This window comes from Enterobacter soli, from assembly GCF_964208575.1.
GTDB lineage: Bacteria > Pseudomonadota > Gammaproteobacteria > Enterobacterales > Enterobacteriaceae > Enterobacter > Enterobacter soli_A.
Window position 1 is genome coordinate 192,148 of sequence record NZ_CAXOFU010000006.1, and the last position, 19,588, is coordinate 211,735.

18 protein-coding genes and 1 pseudogene are annotated in these 19,588 nt (G+C 57.1%); 7 read left to right on the top strand and 12 right to left on the bottom strand.

Annotated elements, in window-relative coordinates; genetic code table 11:
* Window positions 1-11: 11 nt before the first annotated feature.
* Entirely contained in the window at window positions 12-938 is a 927-nt protein-coding gene (gene ribF, locus AB6V08_RS08445) for a bifunctional riboflavin kinase/FAD synthetase (protein ID WP_368542255.1), read from the bottom strand.
* Window positions 939-945: 7 nt separating this feature from the next.
* Window positions 946-1,164: pseudogene (locus AB6V08_RS08450) on the bottom strand (DUF2575 domain-containing protein).
* Window positions 1,165-1,265: 101 nt separating this feature from the next.
* Between AB6V08_RS08450 and rpsT the strand changes: the two are divergent.
* Window positions 1,266-1,529, top strand: coding sequence for a 30S ribosomal protein S20 (rpsT, locus tag AB6V08_RS08455; RefSeq protein ID WP_003856458.1), 264 nt, complete (start codon window positions 1,266-1,268; stop codon window positions 1,527-1,529).
* Window positions 1,530-1,586: 57 nt separating this feature from the next.
* Here rpsT and nhaR read toward each other — a convergent pair whose 3' ends face one another.
* The 4 genes from nhaR to dnaK form a co-directional block, all read right to left on the bottom strand.
* The gene (gene nhaR / locus AB6V08_RS08460; protein WP_368542256.1) at window positions 1,587-2,486 is read right to left on the bottom strand and encodes a transcriptional activator NhaR; all 900 of its coding nucleotides are present in this window, start codon (window positions 2,484-2,486) and stop codon (window positions 1,587-1,589) included.
* A gap of 58 nt (window positions 2,487-2,544) precedes the next feature.
* Entirely contained in the window at window positions 2,545-3,720 is a 1,176-nt protein-coding gene (gene nhaA / locus AB6V08_RS08465) for a Na+/H+ antiporter NhaA (RefSeq protein ID WP_368542257.1), read from the bottom strand.
* 174 nt (window positions 3,721-3,894) lie between these two features.
* Window positions 3,895-5,040, bottom strand: coding sequence for a molecular chaperone DnaJ (gene dnaJ / locus AB6V08_RS08470; protein ID WP_234673870.1), 1,146 nt, complete (start codon window positions 5,038-5,040; stop codon window positions 3,895-3,897).
* A gap of 87 nt (window positions 5,041-5,127) precedes the next feature.
* Window positions 5,128-7,044 (bottom strand): molecular chaperone DnaK, encoded by a 1,917-nt coding sequence (gene dnaK, locus AB6V08_RS08475; protein ID WP_368542258.1) that lies wholly within the window; start codon window positions 7,042-7,044, stop codon window positions 5,128-5,130.
* A 296-nt stretch (window positions 7,045-7,340) separates the two neighbouring features.
* On the opposite strand from dnaK, the gene satP reads away from it, so the two are divergent.
* The 4 genes from satP (at window position 7,341) to AB6V08_RS08495 (ending at window position 11,141) form a co-directional block, all read left to right on the top strand.
* Window positions 7,341-7,907: an acetate uptake transporter gene (satP, locus tag AB6V08_RS08480; protein WP_368542259.1), complete on the top strand. Its 567-nt coding sequence runs from the start codon at window positions 7,341-7,343 to the stop codon at window positions 7,905-7,907.
* Window positions 7,908-8,145: 238 nt separating this feature from the next.
* The gene (locus tag AB6V08_RS08485) at window positions 8,146-9,219 is read left to right on the top strand and encodes a FecCD family ABC transporter permease (protein WP_368542260.1); all 1,074 of its coding nucleotides are present in this window, start codon (window positions 8,146-8,148) and stop codon (window positions 9,217-9,219) included.
* Window positions 9,216-9,992 (top strand): ABC transporter ATP-binding protein, encoded by a 777-nt coding sequence (locus AB6V08_RS08490; RefSeq protein ID WP_368542261.1) that lies wholly within the window; start codon window positions 9,216-9,218, stop codon window positions 9,990-9,992. Before AB6V08_RS08485 ends, AB6V08_RS08490 begins: the two co-directional genes overlap by 4 nt.
* Before the next feature lie 18 nt (window positions 9,993-10,010).
* Window positions 10,011-11,141, top strand: a complete 1,131-nt coding sequence (locus AB6V08_RS08495; protein ID WP_368542262.1) for an ABC transporter substrate-binding protein — start codon at window positions 10,011-10,013, stop codon at window positions 11,139-11,141.
* 14 nt (window positions 11,142-11,155) lie between these two features.
* Here AB6V08_RS08495 and AB6V08_RS08500 read toward each other — a convergent pair whose 3' ends face one another.
* The 3 genes from AB6V08_RS08500 to tal all read right to left on the bottom strand — a co-directional run bounded on the left by AB6V08_RS08500 (window position 11,156) and on the right by tal (window position 14,217).
* On the bottom strand, window positions 11,156-12,445 hold the full coding sequence (locus AB6V08_RS08500) for an MFS transporter (protein WP_368542263.1): 1,290 nt from the start codon (window positions 12,443-12,445) through the stop codon (window positions 11,156-11,158).
* 121 nt (window positions 12,446-12,566) lie between these two features.
* The gene (mog, locus tag AB6V08_RS08505) at window positions 12,567-13,154 is read right to left on the bottom strand and encodes a molybdopterin adenylyltransferase (protein WP_368542264.1); all 588 of its coding nucleotides are present in this window, start codon (window positions 13,152-13,154) and stop codon (window positions 12,567-12,569) included.
* A 109-nt stretch (window positions 13,155-13,263) separates the two neighbouring features.
* On the bottom strand, window positions 13,264-14,217 hold the full coding sequence (gene tal, locus AB6V08_RS08510) for a transaldolase (protein ID WP_368542265.1): 954 nt from the start codon (window positions 14,215-14,217) through the stop codon (window positions 13,264-13,266).
* Window positions 14,218-14,480: 263 nt separating this feature from the next.
* Here tal and AB6V08_RS08515 point away from each other — a divergent pair, with 263 nt between their 5' ends.
* A complete protein-coding gene (locus AB6V08_RS08515; RefSeq protein ID WP_368542266.1) occupies window positions 14,481-15,911 on the top strand; it encodes an alanine/glycine:cation symporter family protein in 1,431 nt (476 codons plus the stop codon).
* 66 nt (window positions 15,912-15,977) lie between these two features.
* On the top strand, window positions 15,978-16,751 hold the full coding sequence (gene yaaA / locus AB6V08_RS08520; protein WP_368542267.1) for a peroxide stress protein YaaA: 774 nt from the start codon (window positions 15,978-15,980) through the stop codon (window positions 16,749-16,751).
* A 32-nt stretch (window positions 16,752-16,783) separates the two neighbouring features.
* Here the strand turns inward: yaaA and AB6V08_RS08525 are convergent, their stop codons facing one another.
* From AB6V08_RS08525 to thrB, 3 genes are all read right to left on the bottom strand, one after another.
* Window positions 16,784-17,086, bottom strand: coding sequence for a DUF2502 domain-containing protein (locus tag AB6V08_RS08525; RefSeq protein WP_368542268.1), 303 nt, complete (start codon window positions 17,084-17,086; stop codon window positions 16,784-16,786).
* Window positions 17,087-17,367: 281 nt separating this feature from the next.
* Window positions 17,368-18,654, bottom strand: coding sequence for a threonine synthase (gene thrC, locus AB6V08_RS08530; RefSeq protein WP_368542269.1), 1,287 nt, complete (start codon window positions 18,652-18,654; stop codon window positions 17,368-17,370).
* A gap of 3 nt (window positions 18,655-18,657) precedes the next feature.
* Window positions 18,658-19,587 carry a homoserine kinase gene (gene thrB / locus AB6V08_RS08535; protein WP_368542270.1) on the bottom strand — a complete coding sequence of 310 codons (930 nt, stop codon included), beginning with the start codon at window positions 19,585-19,587 and terminating at the stop codon, window positions 18,658-18,660.
* Window position 19,588: the final 1 nt, after the last annotated feature.

The window sequence follows — 19,588 nt, forward strand, 5'->3', positions numbered from 1 at the left end:
TTAAGCCGGTTCTAGAGCCCAAAAAACTCGCGGGCCGTTAATTCGTCGCGCGCGATTTGCGCTTTCAGTTCGTCCAGTGAAGCAAATCGCTGCTCATTGCGTATTTTTTTACGCAGTATTACATCTATATGGCGACCGTAGAGGTCCATTACAACGTCTAACAGATGCACTTCCAGCTGTTGTCGTACACCGGCAACCGTTGGACGCGTGCCAATATTGGCAACACCGAAATAGGGCTTGTCGCCCAGTCCGGCCACTTCCACCGCATATACCCCTTTAACCGGGGAAACCTGACGACGCAGCGGTATGTTCGCCGTCGGGAAACCTATGGTGCGGCCCAACGCATCGCCATGCACCACGCGACCGGAGATAGTGAACGGATGTCCCAGCAGGTTCTCTGCGGTCTCCAGCTCATCATCTGCCAGCGCCAGGCGAACGGCCGTGCTGCTGACACGAACCCCACCTTCATAGAAAGTCATGGCGCTGGTGACGTCAAACCCGTACTCCAGGCCAGCCTTCTGTAATAACAAGAAATCGCCCTGACGACCAGCGCCAAAGCGGAAATCATCGCCCACGGCGAGAAACTGCACGCCAAGTTGCTTCACCAGCAGCTCGCCGACAAAATTTTGTGCTGTCAGCGCGGCGAAGCGACGATCGAACCGAACGCACAGCACGTAGTCCACGCCGCACTCGGCCAGATAGCGCAACTTTTCGCGCAGGCGAGTGAGGCGGGCGGGGGATTTCTCGCCCGCAAACAGCTCAAGCGGCTGTGGCTCAAAAATCATGACGACGACGGGCAGGCCGCGGGCCTCCCCTTCTTTACGCAATCCTTGTATCAGCGCCTGATGCCCACGATGCACGCCGTCGAAATTACCAATGGTCAGCACGCACCCGTGAGGCGCTTTACTGAGATTATGTATGCCGCGTATCAGCTTCATGACTGGCTCAAAACAGTGAAAATCGCCAAAGTATACCTTGTACAGCGATTAAGGTTAACCGACGATTGTTCACCCAAAACAGAAAGCCGTAATGATTTCATGATGCTGACCTTTCGGAGTGAAAAAAACTGCTCGCTAACTGCGATTTTTATGCCGAAAAGCTGTATTCAGGTGACACAAGCTGGTAGAATCCTGCGCCATCACTACGTAACGTAGCGTCGCTAATTAACGGCGCTTATTTGCACAAATCCATTGACAAAAGAAGGCAAAGAGGGCATATTCCTCGGCCTTTGAATTGTCCACATAGATCATATTTGGGAGTTGGACTTGGCTAATATCAAATCAGCTAAGAAACGTGCCGTACAGTCTGAGAAGGCTCGTAAGCACAACGCAAGCCGTCGCTCTATGATGCGTACCTTCATCAAGAAAGTATACGCAGCAATCGAAGCTGGCGACAAAGCTGCAGCGCAGAACGCATTTAACGAAATGCAACCAATCGTGGATCGTCAGGCTGCTAAAGGTCTGATCCACAAAAACAAAGCAGCGCGTCATAAAGCAAACCTGACCGCGCAGATCAACAAACTGGCTTAATCGCCTCTTGTTGTTGCTTGTTTAAAGAACCCGCTTAACGCGGGTTTTTTTATGTCTTCAGATCGCGGGTGGCGTAAACAGCGCCGAGTAGTCGCGATTGCAAATTCGCTGCACCGCAGGATGCTGAATCATCCTTTCGGCAAATATCGCGTGGTACTCTTCCATCACGTTATCCACCCTGCCAATCTCCGTAATTCTGTCATCCGAATAGAGATCGTGCGCGTACAGCGTTGGCGCCACGAAGATAGCGTTATGCGCTTCGCCAAAGGCCTTCATCAGCGCCGCATCGTCGAACTCCCCGAGGATCTCAACCTTCAGCCCCTGCGAGTTAAACCAGTTCAGCAGCTTACGCCCCAGCATCGAACGCCGTCCGGGCACCAGCAGGCGGCGCTCCTCCAGACAGGCCGGGAAAGGTTTTTCCGGCGGCGGATTGATGCACCAGAAACTGACGCCACACTCGCCAATCTTCACCGAGAACAGCCCTTCCTGCTGCGTGGAGTCAATCGGGCAGTCTGAGATGATCATATCCAGCTTGTGCTGGCTCAGCTGCTCGAGCAGCATCTCGTGGGTGGACTCAAAGCAGCGCAGGTGAATTTGCTCGTCTTCCACGACCGCCGCATCCAGCACGCCGCTTACCAGCCGTTTTGACAGCGCATCCGCCACGCCAACGTCAAAGAGCAGATTAGACTCTTTGCGATAGTTAACGATATCCAGCATCTCCTGGCTCAGGGTGAACATTTTGTCCGCGTAGCGGAACACCAGTTCACCCAGCTCGCTCGGCTCGATGCCGCGCCCTTTACGCTTAAAGAGCTTGCCCTGCAAGCGCTCTTCCAGCGCTTTGATTTGCCCGGTGATGGTCTGCGGCGTCAGGTAGAGCGCTTCCGCCGCTCCCACTACCGAGCCCTCTTTGTAGACATGCCAGAAATAGTACAGATGGTTGTAATTGATATGAGACATTGCTTCTTCTCTCCCTGAGGGTTTTCGGGGAGAGCCTGGTGCCCTCCCCTGTATCCTGTTATGCCTGGCTAGCCTGGCCCGGCAATTTTACCTTTAATAACGTGTAACCAATGACCGCCGCCAGTAGCGAGCCGATTAAGATCCCAAGCTTAGCCCAGACGATAAGCTCCGGAGCGTGGGCACCAAACGCCAGCGTCGAGATAAAGATAGACATCGTAAAGCCGATCCCGCACAGCACGCCCACCGCCATAATCTGCCGGAAAGTTGTCCCCTGCGGCAGGGAGGCCAGCTTCAGCTTCAGCGCCAGCCAGCAGAAGAGGCTAATGCCCAGCGGCTTGCCGATAAACAGCCCGGCAATCACCCCCAGCGGCAGCACGGAGGTCAGCCCGTCCAGCGTCACCCCTTCCAGCGAAACGCCCGCGTTGGCAAACGCAAACAGCGGCAGGATCATAAAGGCGACCCACGGATGAAGCACGTGCTCAAGCTGTTTTGCCGGTGACTTACCGTCCTGCGCCTTCAGCGGCACAAAGAAGCCGACAATCACGCCCGCAAGAGTGGCATGCACCCCGGATTTGAGCACCGCCGTCCACAGCACCATGCCCACCAGCACGTAGATACCAATGCGCCGCACGTTGCAAACGTTGAGCAACGCCAGCACCGCAATCGCCCCTGCGGCCACGCTCAGCGACAGTATCGACAGATCGCTGGTGTAGAACAGCGCGATAATCACGATAGCGCCCAGGTCATCGATGATCGCCAGCGCCATCAGGAAGATTTTCAACGCCACGGGAACGCGGCTGCCGAGCAGCGCCAGAACGCCCAGCGCAAAAGCGATATCCGTCGCGGCCGGGATAGCCCAGCCGTGGCGGGCTACCGGATCCTGCCAGGTAAACGCCAGGAAGAGCAGCGCCGGAATCACCATTCCGCCGAGCGCCGCAATGACCGGAAACGCCGCGCGCTGGCGGCTCGCCAGGGATCCCTGAACCAGCTCGCGTTTCACTTCTAGCCCCACCAGCAGGAAAAACACCGCCATCAGCGCATCGTTGATCCACAGCAGCATGTTTTTATTAATTTCCAGAACGCCCACCCGCAGCTCGACGGGCGTTTCCAGAAATGCATGGTAGAGTTCGCGCGTTGCGCCCAGATTGGCCAACACCATCGCGGCCATAGCAGCCATGATTAAAATGACGCCACCGGCCGCTTCATTGCTAAAGAAACGGTGCAATAATTTCACTTAAGTTCTCTCTTTTACAACAATACCTCGATAAAACCATAATACCAAGCCAAACAACTCGAGAAAAACAGATTAATGTTGAGTATATATTCGTTTTAACCGAAACATACCCACAAAAAGAAAAAGCCCGGAATCGCTTCCGGGCTTTTTAAAACTGGAGAACCTGCTGTCGGCTTAGCGGGTCAAATCATCGAAGAACTTTTTGACGCCATCGAAGAAGCTTTTGGAGCGCGGGCTGTTTTTCTCACCCGTTGGCCCGCCAAAGCTTTCCTGCAGCTCTTTCAGCAGCTGTTTCTGCTTGTCGTTCAGGCCGACCGGGGTTTCCACCACAACGCGGCACAGCAGGTCGCCCTGCGCACCGCCGCGCACGGACTTCACGCCTTTACCGCGCATACGGAACAGCTTGCCGGTCTGGGTTTCGCCTGGCACTTTCAGATTCACGCGACCATCAAGCGTTGGCACTTCGATTTCGCCGCCGAGCGCCGCCATCGCGAAGTTGATCGGCACTTCGCAGTACAGGTTGTTGCCTTCACGCTCAAAGATGGCGTGCTGCTTCACCTGAACCTGAACGTACAGATCGCCTGCCGGTGCGCCATGCTCGCCCGCTTCACCTTCGCCGGAAAGACGGATGCGGTCGCCGGTATCCACGCCCGCCGGGATTTTAACGGACAGGGTTTTGGTTTTCTCAACGCGACCATGACCGTGGCATTTGTTGCACGGATCTTTAATCAGCGTGCCGCGACCGTGACAGTGCGGACAGGCCTGCTGAACCGCGAAGAAGCCCTGACGCATCTGCACCTGGCCGGAGCCGTGACAGGTTGGACAGGTCTGCGGTTTGGTGCCCGCTTTCGCCCCGCTGCCGTGGCAAACGTCGCACTCTTCCAGCGTCGGAATGCGGATCTCTTTAGTGACGCCGCGTACCGCTTCTTCCAGCGTCAGATCCATGTTGTAGCGCAGGTCCGCGCCGCGCGCCGCGCGCTGACGACCGCGGCCGCCACCAAAGATGTCGCCGAACACGTCGCCGAAGATATCGCTGAAATCAGCGCCGCCGCCAAAGCCGCCGCCGCCGAATCCACCGCCGCCCATGCCGCCCTGTTCAAAGGCTGCGTGACCGTACTGGTCATAGGCCGCACGTTTTTGCGCATCGGTCAGGATTTCGTAGGCTTCTTTAATCTCTTTGAATTTGGCTTCAGCCTCTTTATCACCCTGGTTACGGTCCGGGTGATATTTCATGGCCAGGCGCTTGTACGCCTTTTTGATTTCACGCTCTTCCGCTGTTTTGGAAACGCCTAAAATCTCGTAATAGTCTTGCTTTGCCATTGGTTTTTTTAAGCCCCTTAACATGCGAGCACGGGCGGAGAGGAAACCTCTTCGCCCGTGCTGATTAATGACCCTGCATCAGGGCGATTATTTTTTGTCTTTCACTTCTTCGAACTCAGCGTCGACAACGTCGTCGTCTTTCGCGTTGTTCGCGGAAGCGTCAGCGCCGCCAGCCTGCTGCTGTGCGTGCTGCTGCTGAGCAATTTCCATCAGCTTCTGAGAAGCCTGTGCCAGCTCCTGCATTTTCGCTTCGATATCCGCTTTGTCTTCGCCTTTCAGAGAAGTTTCCAGCGCGCTCAGTGCAGCTTCGATAGCCGTTTTGTCTTCAGCTGGCAGTTGTTCGCCGGCTTCTTCAACCTGCTTACGGGTGCTGTGCAGCAGATGGTCACCCTGGTTACGGGTCTGAACCAGCTCTTCGAACTTACGGTCGGATTCAGCGTTAGCTTCTGCATCGCGAACCATTTTTTCGATTTCTGCTTCGTTCAGGCCAGAAGATGCCTTGATGGTGATCTTCTGCTCTTTACCGCTGTTTTTGTCTTTCGCAGACACGTGCAGGATACCGTCAGCATCGATATCGAAGGTGACTTCGATCTGCGGCATACCGCGCGGTGCCGGGTTGATACCGTCCAGGTTGAACTGACCCAGAGATTTGTTATCCGCCGCACGCTTACGCTCACCCTGAATCACATGGATGGTTACCGCAGACTGGTTGTCTTCAGCGGTAGAGAACACCTGGCTGTGCTTCGTTGGGATGGTGGTGTTTTTGTTGATGAGCGCAGTCATCACACCGCCCATGGTTTCGATACCCAGAGACAGCGGGGTAACGTCCAGCAGCAGTACGTCTTTCACTTCACCGGTCAGCACGCCGCCCTGAACCGCTGCACCGATAGCCACAGCTTCGTCCGGGTTAACGTCTTTACGTGGCTCTTTACCAAAGAACTCAGCCACTTTCTTCTGAACCATTGGCATACGCGTCTGACCACCCACCAGGATAACGTCCTGGATGTCAGATACGGACAGGCCAGCATCCTGCAGTGCAACTTTCAGTGGCTCGATAGAACGGTTCACCAGGTCTTCTACCAGGCTTTCCAGTTTTGCACGGGTCACTTTGATGTTCATGTGTTTTGGACCGGTCGCGTCTGCGGTGATGTACGGCAGGTTCACGTCGGTCTGCTGAGCGGAAGACAGTTCGATCTTCGCTTTCTCAGCGGCTTCTTTCAGGCGCTGCATTGCCAGCGGGTCGTTACGCAGGTCAATGCCCTGATCTTTCTTGAACTCTTCAACGAGGTAGTTGATCAGACGGGTATCGAAGTCTTCACCACCCAGGTGGGTATCACCGTTGGTTGCCAGAACTTCGAAGGTTTTTTCGCCGTCAACTTCGTCGATTTCGATAACGGAGATATCGAAAGTACCACCACCCAGGTCGTAAACCGCGATAGTACGGTTGCCAACTTCTTTATCCAGACCGTAAGCCAGTGCAGCCGCGGTTGGTTCGTTGATGATACGTTTTACTTCCAGACCCGCGATACGGCCAGCATCTTTTGTTGCCTGACGCTGAGCATCGTTAAAGTACGCAGGTACGGTGATAACAGCTTCAGTTACCGGCTCACCCAGGTAATCTTCCGCGGTTTTCTTCATTTTTTTCAGCACTTCAGCAGAGATCTGCGGTGGTGCAGTTTTGGTGCCTTTCACGTCAAGCCATGCATCGCCGTTATCTGCCGCGATGATTTTGTAAGGCATGATTGAAACGTCACGCTGAACTTCTTCGTCCTGGAAGCGGCGGCCAATCAGGCGTTTAATCGCAAACAGGGTGTTTTGCGGGTTTGTCACTGCCTGACGTTTAGCCGGCTGACCAACCAGAGTTTCACCATCCTGGGTATAAGCAATGATAGAAGGCGTGGTGCGATCGCCCTCGGCGTTCTCCAGCACACGTGCAGTGGTGCCATCCATAATCGCTACACAAGAGTTGGTAGTACCCAGGTCGATACCAATAATTTTACCCATCTAAACGTCCTCACTAAAAAATCAGTCAACATGTGGTTGTGTACCTGTAATAAGGGCAGAACGTGCTTTTTCAACTGCCCAGATTTGGAATTTTTCAGGTCCACACACTGCGGTTGACTACTAGATGGGGTCGCAACTGCATCCATCAAGGGGGAAGGATAAAAAAAATTTTAATTTCACCCTGATGAGATCATAGACGGCATCGATTGCGCCCATTATCATGCCGCGCCCCGTCAGGGAGTATTGACGAGGGTTTAACCATTTCACCATATAAATGATGATTTTTTTGAGGACTTATGGGCAACACTAAGTTGGCTAATCCGGCTCCGCTGGGCCTGATGGGTTTTGGCATGACCACTATCCTGCTGAACCTGCACAACATCGGGATGTTCCCGATGGACGGCATTATCCTGGCGATGGGCATTTTTTACGGCGGTATCGCGCAAATCTTCGCGGGCCTGCTGGAATATAAGAAAGGCAACACCTTCGGTTTAACCGCCTTTACCTCTTACGGCTCTTTCTGGCTGACCCTGGTCGCCATCCTGCTGATGCCTAAAATGGGTCTGGCAGATGCCGCCAACGCGCACTTCCTGGGCGTCTACCTGGGCCTGTGGGGCGTGTTCACGCTGTTCATGTTGTTCGGCACCCTGAAGGCAAACCGCGCGCTGCAGTTCGTCTTCCTGAGCCTGACCGTGCTGTTCGCCCTGCTGGCAATTGGCCACCTGGTGGATAACGAAGGCATCGTTCACGTTGCAGGCTGGATTGGTCTGGTTTGCGGCGCAAGCGCTATCTACCTGGCAATGGGTGAAGTGCTGAACGAGCAGTTCGGTCGCACCGTGCTGCCGATTGGTGAAAAACACTAATCGCGCGCTTTTCGTGCCTGCGCAAGCGGGCACGATCCTCAGGCTCACCCCGTCTATTTTTCCGCCAGAACTCAAACAATCCATCAATGAAACCCGCGTAATTTCATTATTGAATTGATAAGCATTATCACTTTAAATATCGTCCCCAGGTCTCTCCTGGATAATGGATATCAGGCTGCACGTGCGACAGGAACGGTTGGGGATACCACGATTTTGTTGTGTTGCATAAGGTTATCCAATGAATTCCAGCCTTACTGCCAGCAATCAGACTGGCGAAACCACCGTCGCGTTACGCTACCGTAACGTTCTCGTCAGGCGCTTCGCGCTGGCCGGCGTGCTTTTCGCGCTCATCGTTTGCTCCCTGCTCCTCGATTTCACCATTGGGCCGTCCGGCATATCGGTTTCAACGCTGTGGCAGACGCTTATCCACTCCGCCACCGCCGACGCAGGCACGCGCGTTATCGTCTGGGATATCCGCCTGCCCTTCGCCCTGATGGCGATTGCCGTGGGGATGGCGCTCGGGCTGGCGGGCGCAGAGATGCAAACTATCCTCAACAATCCGCTGGCCAGCCCGTTTACCCTCGGCGTGTCGTCTGCCGCCTCGTTCGGCGCGGCGCTGGCGATTGTGCTCGGCCTCGGCATTCCGGGCATTGCGGATAAGTGGTTCATCCCGGCGAACGCGTTTGTTTTCGCGCTGCTGGCCTGCTTTATTCTCGACGGCATCAGCCGCTGGACGCGGGTCGCCACCTCCGGCGTGGTGCTGTTCGGTATCGCGCTGGTCTTCACCTTTAACGCCCTGATTTCTATCCTCCAGTTCGTCGCCAGCGAAGATACATTGCAGGGGCTGGTCTTCTGGACGATGGGCAGCCTGGCGCGCGCCTCGTGGGACAAGCTCGCGATCCTCGCCGTCGCGCTGCTGATTATCGTGCCGCTCTCCCTGAAAAACGCCTGGAAACTCACCGCCCTGCGCCTGGGGGAAGATCGCGCCGTCAGCTTCGGGATTAACGTCAAAAAGCTGCGCATGACCACCCTGCTGCGCATCAGCGTTATCTCTGCGCTGACGGTGGCCTTTGTCGGCCCGGTTGGCTTTATCGGCCTGGTCGCGCCGCATATCTCGCGCATGATGTTTGGGGAAGATCACCGCTTTTACCTCCCCGGCAGCATGTTGATTGGCGCGCTGGTGCTCTCCCTGGCGTCCGTATTTTCCAAGAACATTGTTCCCGGCGTCATCATTCCCGTCGGCATTGTCACCTCGCTGGTGGGCGTGCCCTTCTTCCTGAGCATCATTATTCGTAACCGGGGGAACGTATGACCGACGGGCTTCGCGTACTCGACCTGCATACCGGCTACCGCAAAAAGAAGATCATCGCCGGGCTGACCACGCCGCGGCTCCCGCGCGGAAAGATCACCGCCCTGCTGGGGCCGAACGGCTCGGGCAAATCCACGCTGCTGCGCGCGCTGGCCGACCTCAATCCCGCCGAGGGCCAGCTGCTGCTTAACGATGAAGACCTGATGACGCTGCCGTCGTCCACGCGGGCGCAAAAGGTAGTGTACCTGCCGCAGTCGCTGCCTCAGGGGGTGCATCTCCACGCCCTTGAGTCTGTCATTGTGGCGCGCCGGGCCAGCGGCGGCGTGCAGGGTCGTAACGTCGAGCAGGAGGCCTATGCCATCCTCGAAAAGCTGGGCGTGGCGCATCTGGCGATGAGCTTTCTTGACCAGCTTTCGGGCGGGCAAAAGCAGCTAATTGGCCTCGCGCAGTCCCTCATCCGCGAGCCGGATTTACTGCTGCTGGACGAGCCGCTCAGCGCTCTCGACCTGAACTATCAGTTTCACGTGATGGATATCGTGGCGCGGGAAACGCGGCTGCGAAATATCGTCACCGTGGTGGTTATCCACGACATCAACATTGCGCTGCGCCACGCCGAGTACGCCCTGATGCTGAAAGGCGGGGAGCTGATTGCCAGCGGCGTGCCGGGAGAAGTCGTCACGCCGGCGAATCTGGCGAGGGTGTATGGCGTAGAGGGCCGGGTTGAATACTGTTCCCGTGGGCTGCCGCACGTGGTGGTCGACGGGCTAACGCCATAAGAAGAAGACGGGGAAAACATGACGCTAAAAAAACAGATTGCGGCCGGGCTGGCCATCCTGTTGATGCCTTTACTGGCGCTGGCGCAGAGCTGGCCGGTGACGGTGAAAGATCTCGATAACCGCACGGTCACGATTGAACATGAGCCGCAGCGCATCATTTTGCAGGACGGGCGCGACATCTTCGCTCTGGCGCTGCTGGAGCGCGATAACCCGTTTGCCAAAGTGGTGGCGTGGAACAACCTGCCGAAGAAGCAGGACACCGAAACCTGGAACGTGCTGAAGCGCCAGTGGCCGGAAGCGGAAAAGATCCTCGACATGAAGTTTTCCGACCAGGGAAATGTCGATCTTGAAACGGTGATCTCCCGCCAGCCTGACCTGATGATTGCCCAGCTTCGCGCCAAACCGTCGCTGGTGCAGACCGGCGTGCTGGCGAAGCTCGAGGCGCTGCATATCCCGGTGGTGTTCGTGGACTATGAGCTGCACCCGGAACAGAACACGCTGCCGAGCATTGCTCTGCTGGGTAAGGTCATGGGGCAAACCGAGCGCGCGCAGGCGTATATCGATTTCTATCAGCAGCGGCTGAATACGATCCACCAGCGTCTGGCATCGGTCAGCAAAAAGCCGCTGGTCTTTATCGAGCCTATTGCCGGCGTTGGCGGGCTGGATAACGGCTGCTGCTTCACCCACGCCCGCAACGGCTGGGGCGGGCTGGTTGAAGCCGCTGGCGGTGACAACATTGGATCGCAGCTGCTGCCGGGGGCAACGGGGACGGTGTCGGTAGAGAAAATCATCTCCCTGAACCCGGACTATTACCTGATGACCGGCTCTAAACGTCCGGGCAAAGGCACGGCGATTATCCCGTTTGGCTATAACGTTCCGGCGGGAGACGTCAGCGCCGCGTTCAATGCGCTAGCGGCGCGCCAGGGCGTTGCCAGCATTCCGGCGGTTGCGCAGGGGCATACCGGCGCGCTTTACCACCACTTCTACAACAATCCGTACAACATCGTTGCCATCGAAGCGCTGAGCAAAATCTTCTATCCGACGCGGTTTAAGGATGTCGATCCGCTGGCGGACTACCACGCGATTATCACCCGCTTCACCCACATTCCGGACGACAACATCATCCTGAGCTACACGCCTTCACATTAAGCGAAGGCGCACGGTTAGCCTGCCAGCACCGGGGCTTCGACGGGCTTTTGACGCAGCCAGAGCCCCAGCAGCAGCCCCATCACCGAGAGCGCCAGCACGTACCAGGCTGGCGCCATCGGCGACACGCCCATCAGCAGGGTCACGGCAATCGGCGTTAATCCACCGAAGATGGCGTAGGAGACGTTATAGGAGAAGGAGATCCCGGTGAAGCGCACCTCCGGCGGGAAGGCGCGCACCATCACGTAAGGCACCGCCCCCACCACGCCCACGCACAGGCCGACCACGCCGTACAGCAGGAACAGCTGCTCCGGATGGCTGCCCGCCAGATGGTAGAACGCCCAGCTTGAGGCGGCCAACAGCAGGCTGCCGATGATAAAGGTCAGGCTGGCGCCGAAGCGATCTACCGCCAGCCCGGCGCTCAGGCAGCCAAAGCAGAGCATAATCGTGGCGATGCTGTTGGCCTGAAGCGTGACCGCCGGCGCGAATCCATACTGCTTTTGCAGCCAGACCGGGGACATCAGGATCACCACTACGATGCCCGCCGACAGCAGCCAGGTGAGGAGCATCGACACCACCACCGCACGCCGGTGGCGCACCACCACCGCTTTCACCGGCAGCTCTTGCGCCAGCGCCTTGCGCTGCTGCATTTCGAGGAAAATGGGCGTTTCCTGCAGCCAGCGGCGCAGGTACATGGCGACCAGACCAAACGCCCCGCCCAGCAGGAACGGAATACGCCAGCCGCCGTCGTGCACCGCCTGCTGCGTCATGCTGGTGTTAATGATGGTTGCCACCACCGATCCCAGCAGAATGCCCACCGTCAGCCCGGCGGTTAAGGTGCCGCAGGCGATACCGATACGCCGCGCAGGAACGTGCTCCGCCACGAAGACCCACGCGCCGGGGACTTCACCGCCAATCGCCGCGCCCTGAAGAATGCGCATCAACAGCAGCAGCAAAGGGGCGACGATGCCCAGCATAGCGTAGGTTGGCAGCAGGCCGATCGCCAGGGTTGGCACCGCCATTAGAAGAATACTGAGGGTAAACATCTTCTTGCGCCCGACCAGATCGCCAAAGTGCGCCATCACAATGCCGCCCAGCGGACGGGCCAGATACCCGGCGGCAAAGATGCCGAAGGTTTGCACCTGGCGCAGCCACTCGGGGATATCCGCCGGGAAGAAGAGTTCGCCTACCACGGCGGCAAAGAACACGAAGATGATGAAGTCATAAAACTCCAGCGCCCCGCCGAGTGCCGCGAGGGTGAGAGTTTTATAGTCCTGTCGATTCAGAGGTCGGGTGTAATGTGACATAGCGAGCCATTTGTCAGAGTTGTGGATTTATATTTACGGCTTTCGTAAAGAAAAACTGACTATACCGTAAATCAATCGGCACGCTATGGCGGCTGTAGCTAATGTCACATATTGGTTAATTTCAGGAGATTGTTTCGCGGCGCGCGCTTTTAGGGCGAAATGCTGCTACGACCTTCGCGTCCGTTTCCACGTAAGGGCCATCGAGCAACTGTATACAATACGGTACACTTGCGAAGATCCCGTGTACCACCACGCTGCCGTCTTCGGCTTTGACCCCTTCCAGCGTCTCTTTGATCGACTTCGGCTGGCCCGGCAGGTTCAGGATCAGCGCCTGCTTGCGGATCACCCCTACCTGACGGGACAGGATCGCCGTGGGCACATAGTGGAGGCTAATCTGGCGCATCTGTTCGCCGAAGCCGGGCATTTCGCGATCGGCAATGGCAAGGGTGGCGTCCGGGGTGACATCGCGGCGCGCGGGCCCGGTTCCGCCGGTCGTGAGCACCAGATGGCAGCTCATTTCGTCCACCAGCTCGCACAGCGTTTGCTCGATGATCGGCTGTTCATCAGGGATTAAACGGGTCTGGATTTCAAACGGGGTGGTCAGCGCAGTCTCCAGCCACTCTTGCAGAGCGGGGATGCCTTTATCCTGATAAACACCGCTGGAGGCGCGGTCAGAAATCGACACTAAGCCGATGCGTAAGGTATTCATATCCATTCCCTTCAAACAATACAGTTAGAGGGAATGATACACGCAGAGGGGAAATTCAGACAGAGTACGAAAGAAGTAGCGTGACCGGGAGCCCGGCCACGCGCAATGATTACAGCAGGTCGCCGATCATTTTTTCCAGTTTTTCCTGGTCAACGGCAAACTTACGGATACCGTCCGCCAGTTTGTCTACGGCCATTGGATCCTGGTTGTGCTGCCACAGGAACTCGGATTCAGTGATGCGCTCTGGACGGGCTTTCACTTCGCCGGTGTAGGTCAGTTTACGCTCGATAGCGCCTTCGCTCTCTGCCAGCTCTTTCAGCAGCGCAGGGGCGATAGTCAGGCGGTCACAGCCAGCCAGCTCGATGATTTCGCCGACGTTACGGAAGCTTGCGCCCATAACAACGGTCTCGTAGCCGTGCTGTTTGTAGTATTCGTAGATTTCAGTCACAGAAACCACGCCCGGATCTTCAGATGCCGCGTACTCTTTCTTGTCGGTGTTGGCTTTGTACCAGTCCAGAATACGGCCCACGAACGGAGAAATCAGGTAAACGCCGGCTTCTGCACATGCGCGCGCCTGCGCGAAGGAGAACAGCAGGGTCAGGTTACAGTTGATGCCTTCTTTTTCCAGCTGCTCTGCAGCGCGGATGCCCTGCCAGGTAGAAGCCAGTTTGATCAGGATACGGTCGTTGCTGATGCCAGCGTCGTTGTACAGTTTGATCAGGCGTTTTGCTTTTGCGATTGACGCTTCGGTGTCGTAGGACAGACGCGCATCAACTTCAGTAGAGATACGACCCGGAACCAGCTTCAGGATTTCCAGACCGATGTTTACAGCCAGTTTGTCAGTTGCATCCACAACCTGCTGCGCGCGATCGTTGCTCTGGCCTTTCGCCCAGGTCACAGCGTCGTCGATCAGTTTGCGATACTCAGGGATCTGCGCGGCGTTAAGGATCAGAGAAGGGTTAGTTGTGGCATCCTGCGGCTGGTACAGCTTCATTGCCGCGATATCTCCGGTGTCAGCGACGACAGTGGTGAACTGACGAAGGGAGGTCAATTTATCCGTCATGATAGTATTTCTCTTTTAACGTGCCCTGGATAATTCACGCAACCGACAGCTTGCCAGCAGCGGAAAAATGACAGGTTTACTTGTTAGGGGGATGTAACCGGTCTGCCTCTGATGATAACACGGTGGATAGGCAGCGCAACCGCAGACAGTGCGCTTAGCCATAGTATGATAAACTCGGAATATTAACAGCGTGCTAAGTAACAGCATGGTCAATCAGTGGTAGCGCTTACATATTCACTTTGGCATCAACAAGAGGGACGTTAATGCCTGATTTCCTCTCATTTATCAATGACGTCCTGTGGGGCTCAATCATGATCTATCTGCTCCTTGGAGCCGGTGTCTGGTTCACGCTTCGCAGCGATTTCATTCAGTTTCGCTATATTCGCAAGTTTGGCAGAAGTCTGAAAAACAGCGTCACGCCGCAGCCGGGTGGCTTAACCTCATTTCAGGCGCTGTGTACCAGCCTTGCCGCGCGGGTCGGAAGCGGCAACCTTGCTGGCGTGGCGCTGGCTATCGGCGCGGGCGGCCCCGGCGCGGTGTTCTGGATGTGGGTCACCGCCGTTATCGGCATGGCGACCTCCTTTGCCGAAAGCTCTCTCGCGCAGCTCTATAAAGAGAAGGACAAAAGCGGCCAGTTTCGCGGCGGCCCGGCGTGGTACATGGCCCGCGGCCTGGGGATGCGCTGGATGGGGGTGCTGTTTTCCATTCTGCTGCTTGTCGCTTACGGCCTGATTTTCAATACCGTGCAGGCGAATTCGGTCTCTCACGCGCTGCGATACGCCTTTGAATGCCCGGAATGGGTAACGGGCGGACTGCTCGCGGTGTTCACCCTGCTGACCATCACCACGGGCATCAAAGGGGTGGCGCGTCTGATGCAGTGGCTGGTGCCGATCATGGCGCTGCTGTGGGTTGCGGCGAGCCTGTTCGTGACGCTGACCCACCTTAATCTGGTGCCGGACGTTATCACCACCATTTTTAGCAGCGCCTTCGGCTGGCGCGAAGCGGCCTCAGGCGCGCTGGGATATACCCTCAGCCAGGCGCTGACGGCGGGCTTCCAGCGCGGCATGTTCTCGAACGAAGCCGGGATGGGCTCAACGCCAAACGCCGCCGCGATGGCGTCATCATGGCCCCCTCACCCCGCCGCGCAGGGCATTGTGCAGATGATTGGCGTCTTCGTGGATACCATTGTTATCTGCTCCGCGAGCGCGATGATTGTCTTATTGGCCGGCCCAATGGCGCACGACGACGGAACGAGCGGCATACAGCTGGTTCAGCAGGCGCTGGTTAACCTTGCCGGTGACTGGGGCGCAGGGTTTGTCTCGCTTATCGTTATCCTTTTTGCGTTCAGCTCGATCGTGATGAATTACATTTACGCCGAGAATAACCTCATCTTCCTGCGGCTCGACTCGCGGAACACGCTCTGGCTATTGCGTATCGCAGTGATGCTGATGGTGATGGCGGGGTCGCTGCTGAGCCTGCCGCTGGTGTGGCAGCTGGCGGATGTGATTATGGCGCTCATGGCAATCACCAACCTGACGGCCATTTTGCTGCTTTCGCCCGTGGTGACGCTGATCGCCCGGGACTATCTGCGCCAGCGCAAACTTGGCGTCCAGCCGGTCTTTGACGCCACTCGCTATCCCGAAATCGAGTCACAAATCGCCCCCGGCACGTGGGATGATTTGCCCCGTCAATAATAGCTATCGATCAATTCAGGGCGATTTTTTGCTAAAGTCGCTCTAAATTTCCTGCAAGGACTGGATATGCTGATTCTGATTTCACCTGCAAAAACGCTCGATTACCAGAGCCCGCTCGCCACCGAGCGCTATACCCAGCCGGAACTGCTGGACTACTCGCAACAGCTGATCCACGAGGCGCGCAAGCTGTCTGCGCCGCAGATTGCCTCGCTGATGCACATCAGCGATAAGCTCGCCGATTTGAACGCCACCCGCTTCCACGACTGGCACCCGGACTTTACGCCAGACAACGCGCGCCAGGCCCTTCTGGCCTTTAAGGGCGATGTGTATACCGGCCTGCAGGCGGAAGATTTTAGCGAAGCCGATTTCGACTTTGCCCAGCAGCACCTGCGTATGCTTTCCGGACTCTATGGCGTGCTGCGCCCGCTGGATCTGATGCAGCCGTATCGCCTGGAGATGGGTATCCGTCTGGAAAACGCCAAAGGCAAAGATCTGTACCATTTCTGGGGCGATATCATCACCGACAAGCTGAACGCGGCGCTGCGCGCCCAGGGCGATAGCGTGGTGGTCAACCTGGCGTCCGATGAGTACTACAAATCCGTGAAGCCGAAGAAGCTGGACGCGGAAATCATCAAGCCCGTGTTCCTCGACGAGAAAAACGGCAAGTTCAAGGTCATCAGCTTCTACGCTAAAAAAGCGCGCGGCCTGATGAGCCGCTACATCATTCAAAACCGCCTGACGAAGCCGGAGCAGCTGACCGGGTTTAATACCGACGGCTATTTCTTCGATGAAGCCGCGTCAGGAAAAGGTGAGCTGGTGTTTAAACGCCACGAGCAGTAAAGCAAAACCCCCGCATCAGGCGGGGGTTGTTTTTAGCGGTGCTTCCAGTCCGGACCATGACCGCGATCGTCGTGATGTTTGTCGTGATGGTCATGGTGCTCATCGTGATGGCGAGGCTCATCATGCGGACGCCAGTGGTTATCGCGCCAGTCGTAGTGAGCCTTCCACCAGTCATGATCCCGCCAGCGGCCGCCATCCCAGTAATGCCCGTTATTATCCCGATCGCCAATCTGCAGTTTTACCGCCGGCACGAGAGTGATCTCAGATGCCTGTACCGCCATGGGAGCGACCAGCATCAGTGAAAGCGCGATGAGTGCAGGTTTCAGTTTAGACATAGGTGACTCCTTATTCTTCTTGCCCAACGTGGGCCGATGTAAGGAGATTACGTGAGGGGAACCGGGGTTGTTATTCTCTGCAATCCTAATCTCTAAGCGACCGCATTTAGTGGGAATTCCTGCATTTTTACTGCTTTTTTTCTCCTTATTTTCTCCACAAAAAAGCCGGGCGGCGGCTTTGCCATTCCCGGCTTCGGTACAGTGCTGCTGTTGCCGGGTGGCGCTATGCTTACCCGGCCTACGATCTTAGACGTTAAGGCGTAACCGCCACCCGACGTAAATCAGGCGCGCGTCATCATCAGCTTACGCAGCGCGGCGAAATCCGCTGGCAGCTCGTGGGACAGCAGCGGCAGGTCTGCGCGCTCGGCCAGCTCTTTCGGCAGCGGCAGGGTTTCGCCCAGAATCTCTTCCACGCTCTCTTTAAACTTCGCCGGATGTGCGGTCCCTAGGAACAGACCGTACTCGCCCGGATTAAGCTGGTCGCGCAGCGCGCGGTAGGCAATTGCCGCGTGCGGCTCAGAGGTATACCCCACCGCTTTCAGCTCGCGCATGGTGGCTTTGGTGGTTTCGTCGGTCACCGACGCGTAGCCAAGATCCCCCAGACGCCACACCTTACGGCGGAACAGCTCCTCCACGCGCGGCCAGTTGTTTGGCTGGCTCACGTCCATGGCGTTAGAAAGCGTCGCCTGCGTTGCGTTCGGCGCCCATTTGCCGTCCTTCAGGAAGCGCGGCACGGTGTCGTTCGCGTTGGTCGCCGCGATAAAGCGTTTTACCGGCAGGCCGAGGGACTTCGCCAGCAGGCCAGCCGTCAGGTCGCCGAAGTTACCGCTAGGTACGGAGACAACCAGCTGGTTGCGCGCTTCCTGCGGCAGCTGCGCCACCGCTTCGAAGTAGTAGCAGATCTGCGCCAGCAGACGGCTGATGTTGATGGAGTTCGCCGAGTTCAGGCCCAGCGCCGCCTTCAGCTCTTCGTCGTCGAAGGCCTGCTTCACCAGCGCCTGGCAGGCATCGAAATCGCCGTCGATGGCCACGGTTTCAATGTTGCCACCGAGCGTACAGAACAGTTTTTCCTGCAGCGGGCTGATTTTGCCCTTCGGATAGAGGATGACCACGCGGACATTTTTTAGGCCGTAGAAGGCATGAGCCACCGCCGCACCGGTATCGCCGGAGGTAGCGGTCAGAATGGTTACCGGCTTGTCGCCGCTGATGTGGGTCAGCATCTGCGCCATAAAGCGCCCGCCGAAGTCTTTAAACGCCAGGGTCGGGCCGTGGAACAGCTCCAGGCAGCCCACGTCCGGCTCAACCTGCTTAACCGGCGCCGGGAAGGCGAACGCCGCACGCACGCGCTCTTCCAGCAGCTCCTGCGGGATTTCGTCGCCAATAAACGCAGACAGAATTTTGGTGCTGCGGGTGACAAAGTCCTGCTTCAGCAGCTCATCGATTTCGGTCAGCTGGAATTCCGGCAGGTCGTGCGGGAAGAACAGCCCCTGGTTTTTGCCCAGCCCCTGCGTAACCGCCTGGGCGAAGCTGACCTGTTCGTTATGATCTTTAAGGTTGTAGAGTTTCATTATTTATCCCAGTACTCGTGCGCCTGCCGTGTCCAGACGGCAAATATGAACAAAGCCTTCCTGATTTTGCAGGTAGTGTTTAGAGAGCCAGTCCGCCACGCGCTGCGCGGTGTCTGGCTTATCGCAAAGGGCGAACAGCGTCGGGCCGGAGCCAGAGATACCGCACGCCTGCGCGCCGATATCCATTGCCGCCTGACGCGCCTCGTTGAAGCCTGGCAGCAGCTTAGTGCGGTACGGCTCGGCGATAACATCTTTCATCAGCTTCGCCGCCAGCTGCGGCTGACGGGTGTAGCAGGCGTGAATAAAGCCCGCCAGATGACGCCCGTGGGCGATGCAGTCCTGACGACGATACTGCGCGGGCAAAATCGCGCGCGCTTCGGCGGTGGAAACCTTAATTCCCGGATAGGCGAGCACCCACAGCCACTCATCAAACCCTGGCACCTGCTGGCTGATGATGCCATTTTCTTCGATCATCAGCTGCATCCCGCCGAGGAAGCACGGCGCGACGTTATCGTAATGAATACTGCCGGAAATTCGCCCTTCCAGCTCGCCCATTAACCCGAGCAGGCGGTTGTTGTTCAGCGGCTTGCCGCAGTGCTCGTTCATGGCGACCAGCGCGGCCACCACGGAACAGGCGCTGGAGCCGAGCCCCGAGCCAATCGGCATACTTTTTTCCAGCGTCATCGCGACCGGCACGTTTTTGCCGATCTCCTGGCAAAACCGCTCCCAGCACTGGTAGACAATATTTTCGCGCGGTTCGGTGGGCAGTTTGCTGGCAAAGCGGCCCACGTTGTTCAGGCTAAAGCTCTCCGCCGCCTCAACCGTTACCGTATCGCCCAGCAGCGAACCATCAACCGGCGTCACCGCCGCACCCAGCACATCAAATCCGACGCTCATATTGGCGCTGGAAGCCGGGGCATAAACTTTGACCATG